Source organism: Thioalkalivibrio sp. AKL9, from assembly GCF_000377825.1.
In the GTDB taxonomy this organism is placed as follows: domain Bacteria; phylum Pseudomonadota; class Gammaproteobacteria; order Ectothiorhodospirales; family Ectothiorhodospiraceae; genus Thioalkalivibrio; species Thioalkalivibrio versutus.
In genome coordinates this window covers 90,751-103,743 of the sequence record NZ_KB905105.1, presented here as the reverse complement: position 1 = coordinate 103,743, position 12,993 = coordinate 90,751, and the positions used below count along the sequence as shown (strand labels likewise).

At 64.2% G+C, this 12,993-nt stretch carries 14 protein-coding genes and 1 pseudogene; all 15 read left to right on the top strand.

The genetic code is table 11. The features are described from left to right. Positions 1 to 153: 153 nt before the first annotated feature. The 15 genes and pseudogenes from D573_RS0104410 to D573_RS0104335 all read left to right on the top strand — a co-directional run bounded on the left by D573_RS0104410 (position 154) and on the right by D573_RS0104335 (position 12,992). A complete protein-coding gene (locus D573_RS0104410) occupies positions 154 to 735 on the top strand; it encodes an HNH endonuclease (protein ID WP_018168316.1) in 582 nt (193 codons plus the stop codon). A gap of 114 nt (positions 736 to 849) precedes the next feature. Next, positions 850 to 1,944, top strand: coding sequence for a ferrochelatase (gene hemH, locus D573_RS0104405; RefSeq protein ID WP_018938247.1), 1,095 nt, complete (start codon positions 850 to 852; stop codon positions 1,942 to 1,944). Positions 1,945 to 1,978: 34 nt separating this feature from the next. Next, the gene (locus D573_RS0104400; protein ID WP_018938246.1) at positions 1,979 to 2,752 is read left to right on the top strand and encodes a molybdopterin-binding protein; all 774 of its coding nucleotides are present in this window, start codon (positions 1,979 to 1,981) and stop codon (positions 2,750 to 2,752) included. Between the two features lie 355 nt (positions 2,753 to 3,107). After that, entirely contained in the window at positions 3,108 to 4,058 is a 951-nt protein-coding gene (locus tag D573_RS13745) for an ABC transporter permease (RefSeq protein ID WP_038039676.1), read from the top strand. 143 nt (positions 4,059 to 4,201) lie between these two features. Beyond that, positions 4,202 to 4,984, top strand: coding sequence for an ATP-binding cassette domain-containing protein (locus tag D573_RS0104385; protein WP_018938243.1), 783 nt, complete (start codon positions 4,202 to 4,204; stop codon positions 4,982 to 4,984). Between the two features lie 59 nt (positions 4,985 to 5,043). Continuing rightward, positions 5,044 to 5,835, top strand: coding sequence for a GntR family transcriptional regulator (locus D573_RS0104380; protein WP_081618736.1), 792 nt, complete (start codon positions 5,044 to 5,046; stop codon positions 5,833 to 5,835). Further along, positions 5,832 to 7,577, top strand: coding sequence for a fumarate reductase/succinate dehydrogenase flavoprotein subunit (locus tag D573_RS0104375; protein ID WP_018938241.1), 1,746 nt, complete (start codon positions 5,832 to 5,834; stop codon positions 7,575 to 7,577). The genes D573_RS0104380 and D573_RS0104375 overlap by 4 nt, the downstream gene beginning before the upstream one ends. Positions 7,578 to 7,589: 12 nt before the next feature. Then, a complete protein-coding gene (locus tag D573_RS0104370) occupies positions 7,590 to 7,823 on the top strand; it encodes a ferredoxin family protein (protein WP_017942684.1) in 234 nt (77 codons plus the stop codon). A gap of 11 nt (positions 7,824 to 7,834) precedes the next feature. After that, entirely contained in the window at positions 7,835 to 8,794 is a 960-nt protein-coding gene (locus D573_RS0104365) for a HEAT repeat domain-containing protein (RefSeq protein ID WP_018938240.1), read from the top strand. A gap of 49 nt (positions 8,795 to 8,843) precedes the next feature. Then, the gene (gene fdxA, locus D573_RS0104360) at positions 8,844 to 9,167 is read left to right on the top strand and encodes a ferredoxin FdxA (protein ID WP_018938239.1); all 324 of its coding nucleotides are present in this window, start codon (positions 8,844 to 8,846) and stop codon (positions 9,165 to 9,167) included. Positions 9,168 to 9,173: 6 nt separating this feature from the next. After that, the gene (locus D573_RS0104355; protein WP_018938238.1) at positions 9,174 to 9,398 is read left to right on the top strand and encodes a hypothetical protein; all 225 of its coding nucleotides are present in this window, start codon (positions 9,174 to 9,176) and stop codon (positions 9,396 to 9,398) included. Further along, positions 9,398 to 9,744: pseudogene (locus tag D573_RS0104350) on the top strand (gamma-butyrobetaine hydroxylase-like domain-containing protein). Before D573_RS0104355 ends, D573_RS0104350 begins: the two are co-directional and overlap by 1 nt. Before the next feature lie 5 nt (positions 9,745 to 9,749). Beyond that, positions 9,750 to 10,526, top strand: coding sequence for a ferredoxin--NADP reductase (locus D573_RS0104345; protein WP_026287950.1), 777 nt, complete (start codon positions 9,750 to 9,752; stop codon positions 10,524 to 10,526). A 31-nt stretch (positions 10,527 to 10,557) separates the two neighbouring features. Then, positions 10,558 to 12,192, top strand: coding sequence for an electron transfer flavoprotein-ubiquinone oxidoreductase (locus D573_RS0104340; protein WP_018938235.1), 1,635 nt, complete (start codon positions 10,558 to 10,560; stop codon positions 12,190 to 12,192). Between the two features lie 50 nt (positions 12,193 to 12,242). Further along, on the top strand, positions 12,243 to 12,992 hold the full coding sequence (locus D573_RS0104335; RefSeq protein WP_018938234.1) for an electron transfer flavoprotein subunit beta/FixA family protein: 750 nt from the start codon (positions 12,243 to 12,245) through the stop codon (positions 12,990 to 12,992). Position 12,993 lies beyond the last annotated feature (1 nt).

Here is a 12,993-nt window from a genome sequence, read left to right as displayed (position 1 = left end):
GTTGGGCGAGCTTACGATACCGCGGGTCATGGTGTTGTAATTGCTTTGTTCCTGAAGGCTGTTTATTGTTTTTCGGGTATCGAAGGCGGCATGGATTTGTTCACCCGTACGCCGCGTGAGCAAATCCGTGTTTCCTTGAGACGGGACGGGGTCATGTTGCCGAATGAGCATCAGGTCCTGCGCACGGATGCCGCGGGCATGCCGCTGGAGTGGATCGGCCTGGAGCAGGCCGTGCGCCTCTATTACACCGAGCAGGTGGCCTACACCTGTGGCAGCCCGCTATATCGCATGCGCGGCGGCATCAACGCGCGCACCGGGTTGCAGTCACGGGTCGAGGTCAACTCGATCATCGCCACTCACGGCACCCGCAAGTCCCGCTTCAACGACTACATCCCCCCGCTCAATAACACCACCCTGTTCCGCCGCGATGCCCACCTTTGCCTCTACTGCGGTCACGCGTTCCCCGAACGCGATTTGTCCCGCGACCACGTGACCCCGATCAGCCAGGACGGCGAAGACACCTGGACCAACGTGGTCACCGCCTGCAAGCGCTGCAATAACCACAAGGCAGGGTTCACGCCGGAAGAGGCCGGGATGCAGTTGCTCGCCATCCCGTTTACGCCCACCCACGCGGAATACATCTTCCTCAAGGGCAAGCGCGTGCTGGCCGACCAGATGGAGTTCCTGCAGGCGCACTTCCCGCGTACCAGCCCGTTGCGGGGTCGTAGCGTCTGATCCGTCCCGGGCGCGCGCCCACTCGTGCCCGCGGGTATCCTTGGCGTGTGAACCAAAGCGACGCTCCGTGACTCCGACAGGGAGTCACCGTCCCCCATGCCTGCAAGGAGCCCCATGAAGTATTTCGGAGAAGCGGATTATCGCCATGGCCAGGCGCGCGGCGTCGGCGTTTTGCTGACCAATCTGGGAACGCCGGACGAGCCCACCGCGCCCGCCTTGCGGCGCTACCTGAAGGAGTTCCTCTGGGACCCGCGCGTGGTCGAGGTCCCGCGACCTATCTGGTGGCTGATTCTGAACGGCGTGATCCTGAACATTCGGCCCAAGCGCTCGGCGGCGAAATACGCAACCGTGTGGACCGACGAGGGCTCGCCGCTGCTGGCGATCTCGAAACGCCAGGCCGCCGGTGTGCGCGAGCGCCTGGCCGCGCAGGTCGGCGAGGATGTCCCGGTCGCCCTGGGCATGCGCTATGGCAACCCGTCCATTGCATCCGGCCTGGACGAACTGCGCCGCCAAGGCGTGCGTCGTGTGGTCGTGTTGCCGCTGTATCCGCAGTACTCGGCCAGCACCAACGGCTCCACCTTCGATGCCGTGGCCGATGTGCTCAAGGGCTGGCGCTGGGTGCCGGACCTGCAGTTCATCGCCGCCTACGACGCCCAGCCCGGCTATATCGAGGCCCTGGCCAGCAGCGTGCGCGAGCACTGGCAGGAACACGGTCAGGCCGACCGCCTGGTGATGTCCTTCCACGGCATTCCCAAGCGCTACCTGCTGCAGGGCGACCCCTACCACTGCCTGTGTCATGCCACCGGGCACAAGCTGGCCCAGGCGCTGGGGCTGAATGACGACCAGTGGCAGGTCACCTTCCAGTCGCGCTTCGGGCGCGAGGAGTGGCTGCAGCCCTACACCGACAAGACCATGGAGGCCCTGCCGGGGCAGGGCGTGCGCTCGGTGGACGTGATCTGCCCCGGCTTCTCCGCCGACTGCCTGGAGACCATCGAGGAGATCGGCGACGAGAATCGCGAGATCTTCCAGGAGGCCGGTGGCGAACGCTTCCACTACATCCCGGCCCTGAACGACCGCGCGGATCACCTCGACTTCCTGGCCGGGCTGCTGCACCAGCATCTGGCGCCGTGGCTTAACGATCCGGACAACGCCCCCGAGGCGCGTGCCGCGGCCCGCGAGCGCGCGCTCGCGCTGGGCGCCAAACAGTAACGTGGCGAAGGCCGGGGCGATGGACGGACCCGTGATGGCCGAACGGGAGCAAGCGCCCACCGAGACGGGCGAGATCGAGATCGGCGCCGTGATCATTGGCGACGAACTCCTCAGCGGCAAGCGCCGGGACCGGCACCAGGCGCACCTGACCGAGGCGCTCGCCGAGAAGGGCCTTGAACTCGCCTGGCTGCGGATCGTCGGCGACAACGCGCGCGTCCTGGCGCAGACCTTCCGCGAAACCCTGGCAAGCGGAGCCGAGGTGTTCAGCTTTGGCGGCATCGGCGCCACCCCGGATGACCGCACCCGCGCCTGCCTGGCCGAGGCGCTGGGTCGCCCGCTCCAGCGCCATCCGGAATTTGTCGATTTACTGGAACGCCGCTTCGGTGACGAGGCCTATCCGCATCGCATCCGCATGGCCGAGTTGCCCGAGGGTGCCAGCCTGATCCCGAACCCGGTCAATGGCGTGCCGGGGTTTTGCTGCGAACGACATTATTGTGTACCCGGATTTCCTGCCATGGCCGAGCCCATGGTGCGCTGGGTGCTGGACCAGCGCTTCCCCCAGCGCAACGCGGAAGCAGGTTCAGTGGAAGAGAGCCTGATCCTGCAAAACACCACCGAGAGCTCGCTGGTGCCGGTGCTTGAGGCAATGGAGGCCGCATTCCCGGACCTGCGTATTTCCTGCCTGCCGCGCATGGATCGCGACGCGCCGCGGGTCGAATTGGGCGTACGTGGTCCCCGCGCGCGCGTCACCGAAGCCCATGCACGGCTACGCCAGACTTTGATCGAAGCGGGCTTCTTGGCCCGCTGAGTCCTGGAGAGGTGCGCGATTCAATTCGCGTTTTCCCGATGGTCGGCGGGCCGCTGATCCTTGCCACACTTGTCATCATGCTCCTCGTGTTTTCGGGTTTGAGCGCCCCGTCGTGGGGCGCGTTCGCCCTCACGTGATGCATGGGGTCCGCGTCGCCGCCTGGTTCCCTTTTCCTCTGAACCGATAAGCCCTCTTCGAAACAGCATCTTAACCCCCTTTCTCGATGCCCCCGGGGCATTGGCATGGATGCTGCAGGCACTTCCAGGCGTAAGAACACGTCAGGACAAGTTGAGTTGTGGCGTTGCCGATCAATCCATTGGGTAAGACCTGATGGCCTCGAGGGAAGGGTTTTCAGATGACGAACAAGACTGTGCCGGTAGCAGACGAGACGGTGGAGAGTGCTCCTTCCGCGCCCGACAACCCGACGTCGACGGCCCCGGCAGCAGATACCGCGCCTTCGTCACAGGAAGCGCCTCGAGCGGGCGCATCCTTGTCTGGTGGAGCGGGTGACGCTTCTATCGGCGAGCGCCTGAAGGCATTGAGCGGTACCTGGTGGGCACGCTACAGCGTCCGGGTGATCTCGGTGGTGGTGCTGATCGGCCTGTGGCATCTGGCCTCCGTCAATGATTTCCGATTGCTCCTCAACTTCGAGAATGTACCCCGGCCCGGCGTTGTGGGCGCGGTGCTGTTGGATCTGTTGTCGTCCGATACTTTCTATCGGCATATCAGTGCCAGCGTCGAGCGCGTGGCCATCGCCTTTGGGTTAGCCACCGTCTTGGGTGTCGCCCTTGGTGTATTCATGGGCCGCAATCGTTTTGTGGAGGATGTCTTCTCTCCCTACGTGGAGATCTTCCGGCCCATCCCGGCGGTGGCCTGGATCCCGCTGGCGATCCTGATGCTCCCTACAGAACAGAGCAGCATCATCTTCATTACCTTTCTCGGGGCCTTTTTCCCGATCGTGCTGAACACCATGCACGGGGTCGATCAGACACCCAAGGACCTTGTGCGGGCCGCCCGCGCTCTGGGCGCTTCCAGTACCTCGATTCTGATTCATGTCGTCCTGCCGGCGGCGCTGCCCAGCATCGTGGCGGGCATGGCCATTGGCATGGGCATCGCATGGTTCTCGCTGCTGGCGGGCGAGATCATCAGTGGCCAGTACGGGATCGGCTACTTCACCTGGAGTTCCTACTCATTGGTTCAGTACCCGCAGATCATTGTCGGGATGGTAACGATCGGCCTCCTGGGGACCCTGTCCACGCTGTTGGTGCGCTATGGCGCCCGGCCGTTCCTGCGCTGGCAGCGCTAGGACCAGCCGCACCTCTTTCGGATCATGCTAAGCAACGGGATAGCACAATGAGAATTGGAAATTTCTGGGCCTTTGGCGAAGGGCCCTCACGCAAGAAACCCGCACCCGGTGGGGCGCTGGCGGGTCGTGCCGAGGCAGGCCGAGTGCAGATCTCCGATGTGTCCATCGAGTTCAATACCAATGGCCGCCGTAACCTGGCGGTGGATGGAGCGAATCTGGAGATTGAACCGGGCGAATTCATCTGTCTGCTGGGGCCTTCGGGTTGCGGCAAGTCGACCTTGATGAATGCGGTGGCCGGCTTCGTCGCGCCCACGGCGGGGCGTGTCGAGGTGGATGGCAAGCGCGTGCGCGGGCCGGGACCGGAGCGCGGCATGGTGTTTCAGCAGCACTCGCTGTTCCCCTGGAAGAGCGTGCGCAAGAACGTCGCCTTTGGCCCCCGCATGGCCGGTCACTCGAGGACCGAGTCCGACAGTATCGCGCGCACCTTCCTCGGGATGGTGGGGCTTTCGGCTTACGGCAACCACTTTCCGGCGCAATTGTCCGGGGGTATGCAGCAGCGGGTCGGCATCGCGCGCGCCTTGGCCAATTACCCCGACGTATTGCTGATGGACGAGCCGTTCGGGGCGCTCGATGCCCAGACGCGCTCGATGATGCAGCAAAACCTGGTGGATCTGCGCCAGGAGTTTCACACCACCATCGTGTTCGTCACGCATGACATCGAGGAGGCCGTGTTTCTGGCGGACCGGATCATCGTGATGAGCGCGAGTCCGGGGCGGTTGATCGAGGATATTCGCGTCGACATCCCGCACCCGCGCACCCACGAGGTAGTGACCGAGCCCCGATTCGTCGAGCTGAAAAAGCAGTGTCTGGACCTGATTCGGGCCGAGACGACTCGGGCGTTCGAGCAGCAGGGGCGGTCGGTCTAGAGCCGAAGAGCTACTGGATCCTCTTACACCTCATAACTTGTTATGATAGGCTAGTACATATGATCGATACCCACCGCCAAGCAGGGCTTGCAAGCACGGGACTCCCGCGTCCCGTGAGCCGGTCTGGCGGATCCGGGTCGCTCTACGGCTGGGTCCGCGACAGTCTGCGTCGCGAGATTCTCCAGGGGGTGCGCGCGCCAAACGAGCGACTGGCCACCGAGAAGGAGCTGATCGAGGCCTTTGGGGTCAGCCGAATCACCGTGCGCAGGGCGCTTCGCGAGTTGCGTGCAGAAGGTCTGGTGGTAACTGCGCAGGGGCGCGGAATCTTTGTCGCCCGCCCGCGGGTGAGCCAGGAGCTGCGGCGCATGGAGGCCTTTGGCGAGACGGTGACCCGTCAGATCGGTGAGGCCGATGTGCGCCTGCTGTCCATGCAGGAAATGACGCCGCCATCGCGGGTGACGCGCGAACTGGGGCTAGCGCCCGAGGACTCGGTCACCCGCATTCGCCAGGTGCAGTGCTTGCGGTCGGAGCCGGTCATGGTCAGTGAGAGCTTTCTGCCGCTGGCCATTGGGCGGCGCATATTCAGCCGCGATCTCACGGTGGACACCTTGTCCGTACTCAAAAATCGTCTGGGCCTCAGGGTGCGGAGTGCCCGTATCGAAATCGAGGCCTGTCACCCGGAGCCAGGGGTACAGGAAGCACTGGCGCTTCCGGTGGAGGCCCCCGTCCTGAAACTCATCCGTGTCTTTCTCGACCGCAGCGGTCGTGCCTTTGACGTGGAGTGTCTGTCGTTCCGCGAAGACACCTTCAACTGCAAGTTCCGTACGGATCCCAATGAGGAGTACCTATGAAAGTCAGCGAAATTGAAACAGTCGAGATGGATGTCCTGGTGATTGGTGGCGGGACCGGGGGTCCTCTGGCGGCCGTCACCGTCAAGGAAGAGAACCCCGAGCTGGATGTCATGTTGCTGGAAAAGGCCAACGTGAAACGTTCCGGCGCGATCTCCATGGGGATGGACGGCCTGAACAACGCCATCATCCCGGGTCGGGCCACGCCCGAGCAGTATGTAAAGGAGATCACCACGGCGAATGACGGCATCGTCCACCAGAAGGCCGTGCTGGCCTACGCCGAACGCTCCTACGACATGATCCAGAAGCTGGACTCCTGGGGTGTGCACTTCCAGAAGGACGAGACCGGCGATTACGACGTGAAGAAGGTCCATCACATGGGTAGCTACGTGCTGCCCATGCCCGAGGGGCACAACGTCAAGAAGATCCTGTACCGGCGCCTGCGCCGTAACCGGGTGAAGGTGGAAAACCGTTACCAGGCCACCCGCCTGCTGAAGGATCGCGACGGCAAGATCGCCGGCGCCTTTGCGGTGAACACCCGGACCTCCGAGCCCATGCTGATCCGCGCCAAGGCCGTGATCATGGCGACCGGCGCCGCGGGACGCCTGGGCCTGCCGACCTCCGGTTATCTGTACGGCACCTACGAGAACCCCACCAATGTGGGCGAGGGGCATGCGATGGCCTATCACGCCGGCGCGGACCTGGCGAATCTGGAGTGTTACCAGATCAACCCGTTGCTGAAGGATTACAACGGTCCGGCCTGTGCCTACGTGACCGGCCCGCTGGGCGGCTACACGGCGAATGCCCAGGGCGAGCGCTTCATCGAGTGCGACTACTGGTCGGGCCAGATGATGCTGGAGTTCTACCGAGAGCTGGAAGGGGGCAAGGGCCCGGTCTACCTGAAGGTGGATCACCTCGCCGAGGAGACCATCCAGGAGATCGAGACGGTCCTGCATACCAACGAGCGCCCGTCGCGCGAACGCTTTCATGCCGGGCGCGGTACCAACTATCGCGAGCACATGCTGGAGATGCACATCTCCGAGGTCGGTTTCTGTAGCGGCCACTCGGCTTCCGGGGTGTGGATCAACGAACACGGCGAGACCACCGTGCCGGGCCTGTATGCGGCCGGGGACATGGGTTCCGTGCCGCACAGTTACATGTTGGGCGCATTCGTGTACGGCCAGATCTGCGGCGAGAGCGCGACGCGTTATGTCAGTGACTGGACCGACGCACCCCTGGACGAGTCGTTGATTGCGGCGGAACTCGAACGCGTGATGGCGCCGCTGAATGCGGAGGACGGCATTCCTCCGGAGCAGATGGAGTACAAGGTGCGACGCCTGGTGAACGACTACCTGCAGCCGCCCAAGGTCACCAAGAAGATGGAGATCGGGCTCAGCCGCATCCTCCAGGTGCGCGAGGACCTGGCCAAGCTCCACGCCCGGGATCCCCATGAACTGCTGCGTGCCCTCGAGGTGCATGCGATTGTCGACTGCGCCGAGATGGCGGCGCGCGCCTCGATGGCGCGCAAGGAATCCCGCTGGGGGCTGTACCACTACTCCATCGACTACCCCGAGCGCGACGACGAGAACTGGTTCTGTCACAGCCGCCTGTACAAGGGCGAGGACGGATCCATGTGCACCGGTACGCGTCCGGTGGACCCCTACATCATCCCGCTGGACGACGACGAGCTGTCGGCCTACCAGTCCATGCGGATCGAAAACACCGATGAAGTCCCGGCTGAATAAAGGGGAAGTGACATGCCTGTAGCCAACCACAAGACGACCGTCCCGGTGGTGGTCGATGAAGAGAAGTGCATCGCCGATAAGGGTTGCCGGGTCTGCATCGACGTCTGCCCGCTGGATGTCCTGCTGATCGACGAGGTCACGGGCAAGGCCCATATGCATTACGACGAATGTTGGTACTGCATGCCTTGCGAGAAGGACTGCCCGACCGACGCGGTCACCGTGAACATTCCGTATCTGCTGAGCTGAAGGTGAACCCGATGAGCCAATACGACGATCCAGAACTGCAGGACATTGCCGACAAGCTGGCCTCCGATGACGTGGAGATGCGGCGCGTCGGGGTCCTGGCCCTGGTGGACAGTGCGGAGCCCGAAGCGGCCGACCTGTTGACCCAGGCCCTGAAAGACCCCGACCCCTCGGTCCGTCGAGAAGCGGCCAAGGTCGTCGACGAGTTCGAGTCGGCCGATATCGCCGATGCCCTGCTGGCGGCGCTCAGCGATAGCGACGAGGCGGTACGTAATGCCGCTGCCCACGCCTTGGCGGACCTGAAAGATACCGACGCGGCCCAGCCGTTGCTGGATGCCCTGAAGGGCAGTGACGACCCATTCGTCATTATTGGTGTGCTCGGGGCACTCAAGCCCATGCGGCTCGCCGAGAGCTGCGAACCCGCCCTGGCCATGCTGCAACATTCCGATGCTGGGGTGCGCCGTGAGGCGGTCTCCGTGCTTGGGTGGTTGCGGTCGCCGGCCAACCTTCCGGTGCTGATGGAGCGAGCCCGCGAGGATTCCGACCCGGATGTTCGGCGGGTGGCGGTGAGTGCCCTGTCGTACGGCGATCCCGACTCCGTTGTGGATGCGTTGCTGGGTGGCCTGCGAGACGAAAACTGGCAGGTTCGAACCGAGGCGGCCTCCATGATCGGCAAGCTGCGCCTGCGCGCCGCACTCCAGAGCCTGATCGAGGCGACCCGCGACGCCTTCTGGCAGGTGCGCGAGAAGGCCGTGGAGGCCCTGGGCACTTTGGGTGACCCGAAGGCTGTGGAGGCGGTGGGCGTGTGCACCGACGACCCGGTGTCGAACCTGCGCAAGGCCGCCGTTGGCGCCCTGGGCGAGATTGGGGATGCCAAGGCGCAGGCGTACGTGGAAAGCGCGATGGACGATCCGGATCCCGATGTCCGCAAGACCGCCCTTTGGGCCCAGTCGAAGCTGCGCGTGGCGAGTTGATTCGCCGCGTGTTTCACCGAGAGCGACACGTCGCCATACGGAGGCAACCGTGACTTACGTAGTGAACGAGAACTGTATCCGGTGCAAGTACACCGATTGCGTCGAAGTGTGTCCGGCGGACTGCTTCCACGAGGGCCCCAACATGTTGGTGATTGACCCGGTGGAGTGCATCGACTGTGACCTGTGTGTGCCGGAATGTCCGCCCGAGGCGATCCAGCCGGAAGGTGAGTTGGCTGAGGATCAGAAACATCTCCTCGACTTGAATGCCGAGCTGGCGGCTATCTGGCCGCTAATAACCTCTGCGAAGGACCCGCTGCCCGACGCGGAAGAGTGGATCGAGCGCACGGGCAAGCTGGCCGAGCTGGAACGCTGAGTCATTATGTCGCATCTTGTCATTACAAGCTGGGTAACGCGCGGCGCCTTTTTGGGGGCGTGGTTGAGCGGCGTGGCCACGCTGCTCGGGGCGCGTCCGGTGGACGACCCGGATAACCCCCTGTTGTGGCCGCCGGTCACCACCCTGGTGATCGAGGAAACCGTGCTCGCCGAACTGGCTCGCACCTGTCCCGTGGAGGGCGGCCCGCTGGCCGCCGGAGGGCGCGCGTAATGAGCATGCAACCGCCGAAGGAGATCCGCCTGCAGGGGCAGGCCGGCGAGGTTCAGTTTTGCTGGCCCACCGGCGAGGTTACCTGCAAGCGTTTCGAGGCATTGCGGCTGGCGTGTCGCTGCGCCCATTGCACTCTGGCCCGGCGTCGGGACGAACCGGTGACAGACGCCACTCAAGTGGACGTGGTCGACATCGTTCCGTTCGGGGTCAGTGGGGTGCGCTTCGTGTTCTCCGATGGCCACGAACAGGGTATCTATCCGTGGCGTTATTTGTGGGAGATCAGCGCGAGGGCCCCGGCCATTCAACCAATGATGGAAACACAACCCGACTCGAATCTGGGAGGTAGACCCCATGGCAGCCTGTGACCCACAAGAAGTACTAAGCGTGCACCACTGGAATGACACGTTGTTCAGCTTCAAGACCACGCGCGATCCGGGCCTGCGCTTCGAGAACGGTCATTTCGTGATGATCGGTCTCGAGGTGGAGGGCAAGCCCCTACTGCGCGCCTACAGCATCGTGAGCCCGAACCACGAGGAATACCTCGAGTTCCTGAGCATCAAGGTACCGGACGGCCCGTTGACCTCGCGTCTGCAGCATATCAACGAGGGTGACCAGCTCCTGGTAAGCCGCAAGGCCACCGGAACGCTGGTGATCCACGATCTGCTGCCGGGCAAGAACCTGTATCTGTTCGGCACGGGCACCGGCCTCGCACCCTACATGAGCATCATCCGCGACCCGGAAACCTACGAGCGATTCGAGAAGGTGATCCTGGTCCACGGCGTGCGATACAGAAGCGAGCTGGCCTACCAGGAATACCTGACCGAGGAGCTCCCGAACCACGAATACCTCGGCGAGCTCGCGCAGGAGCAGTTGCTCTACTACCCGACGGTCACGCGCGAGGACTTCGTTCACCAGGGCCGCATCACGGACCTGATCGAGAGCGGCAAGATGGCTGAAGACCTCGGTCTGCCGCAGCTCGATCCGGAACAGGACCGGGCCATGATCTGTGGCAGCCCGGCGATGCTCGAGGACCTGTCGAACCTGCTGGATCAGATGGGCTTCACCGCTTCGCCCAAGACGGGCGTGCCGGGTGAGTACGTAATCGAGCGGGCCTTCGTCGAGCAGTAGCCCATCCACGCCGACTGAGCGGGAGATCACCATGGAACGCGAGCAGATCGAGATGGATGTGGTCATCGTGGGCGCGGGTCCTTCGGGCCTTGCGGCCGCGATCCGTCTGCGCCAACTGGCGCAGGACCAGGGCCGGGACGATCTCTCGGTCTGCGTACTGGAAAAGGGGCCCGAGGTCGGGGCGCATATCCTTTCCGGTGCGGTGATCGATCCGCGTTCGCTCGACGAATTGATCCCCGACTGGCGCGATCTCGGAGCGCCGTTGAAAACGTCCACCGTGGATGATCACTTCCTGTTGCTGCGCGAGCATGGAAGTCTGCGGCTGCCCACTCCCGGCGCACTGCGCAACGAGGGAAATTATGTGGGCTCGCTGGGCAACCTGTGCCGCTGGCTGGGCGAGCAGGCGGAGGCACTGGGGGTGGACATCTACCCGGGCTTCGCGGCGGCCGAGGTGCTCTATGACAAGCAGGGTGCCGTGCGGGGCGTTGCCACCGCGGACACCGGCTTGCAGCCGGACGGTACGCCCGGCCCGCAGCACGAGCCCGGTGTGGAGATCGTGGCGGGGCGGACTCTCCTGGCGGAAGGCTGCCGCGGGTCGCTGAGCCAGCAGGTGATTGCCGCCTACGAGCTGGATCGCGATGCCGATCCGCAGACCTACGGCATTGGCATCAAGGAGGTCTGGGAAGTGGACGAGGCCGTCCACCGGCCGGGCACCGTGGTACATACGGTCGGCTGGCCCCTGGACGCCCGGACCTACGGCGGCGGCTTTCTGTACCACTTCGACGAGCGCCGCGTGTCCGTGGGGTTCGTGATCGGGCTCGACTATGCCAACCCGAACCTCTCGCCCTACCAGGAGATGCAGCGGTTCAAGACCCATCCGGAGATTCGCCGCCATATCGAGGGTGGTCGCCGCCTGTCCTATGGAGCGCGGGCCTTGGTGGAGGGTGGGGTTCAGTCCTGCCCCAAGCTGGAATTCCCCGGCGGGATGCTGGTGGGGGATGCCGCGGGCCTGTTGAACGTGGCCCGCATCAAGGGCACCCACACCGCAATGAAATCCGGGATGCTGGCGGCAGACGCGGTATTCGCACACTGGGTGAACGCATCCGAACCGACCGCTGCTACTGGTGTCGACCGGGCCCTGGCGGATTCCTGGGTCTGGTCCGAGCTCCGGCGCGCGCGCAACATCCGCCCGGCCTTTGCCCGCTGGGGTTTGTGGGGCGGGCTGGCCTATGCCGCCGCGGATACGTACCTGTTCGGTGGTCGCGCACCCTGGACCCTGGCCCAGCACGCGGATCACGAACAGTTGCAGCGACAGTCGGATGCCTCGCCCATCGACTATCCGGCGCCGGATGGGGAACTCACCTTTCCGTTGCTGTCGTCGGTGCACTTGTCGAACACCAATCACGACGAGAACCAGCCCTGCCATCTGCGGCTGCGTGATCCCGATGTCCCGATCCAGGTGAATCTGGCCGAATTCGGGGCGCCGGAGACACGTTACTGCCCAGCCGGGGTGTACGAGATCGTCGATGGCGACCAGGGGCCGCGCCTGCAGATCAACGCGGCCAACTGCGTGCACTGCAAGACCTGCGACATCAAGGACCCCACCCAGAACATCCAGTGGCAGGTACCGCAAGGCGGCGAGGGCCCGATCTATTCGGGCATGTAAGGCGTATCGAGGCCGTTTGCCGGGCCGCGAAGTCAACGGGAGTGAATGCGATGAAAGTACTGGTCGGCGTGAAACGCGTGATCGACTACAACGTGAACATCCGCGTGAAGGCGGATGGCAGCGGTGTCGAGACGGAAAACGTCCGGATGTCCGCCAACCCCTTCGACGAGATTGCGCTGGAGGAGGCCGTGCGCCTGAAAGAGGCCGGCATCTGCAGCGAATTGCTGGCGGTGACGGTGGGTGACGAGGCCAGTCAGGAGGTCCTGCGCAGCGCCCTGGCAATGGGTGCGGACCGCGCGATGCGGATCGATGTGCCGGAATCGCCGCAGCCCCTGAACGTGGCCGCGTTACTGGCCGCGGTCGCGCGCGAGGAAGCCGTCGACCTAATGCTTCTTGGCAAGCAGGCGATCGACGATGATGCCAACCAGACCGGACAGATGACGGCTGCCCTGCTGGGCTGGCCCCAGGGCACCTTCGCGTCCGAGTTGACCATCGCAGAGGGCCGGGCGCGGGTAGCACGCGAGATCGATGGCGGGCAGCAGACCGTCGAACTGGACCTGCCCGCCGTGGTGACAGCGGACCTGCGACTCAACGAGCCCCGGTTCGTGAAGCTGCCCGCGATGATGAAGGCGAAGAAACGCCCCATCGAGGAGCGCACGCCCGAGGCCCTGGGCGTGGATATGCGTCCGCGGGTGGAGCGGGTCAAGGTTTCCGAGCCCGTTCCCCGCGAGGCGGGTGTGAAGGTCGCGGACGTGGACGAACTGCTGGACAAGCTGCGCAACGAAGCGGGGGTGATCTGAG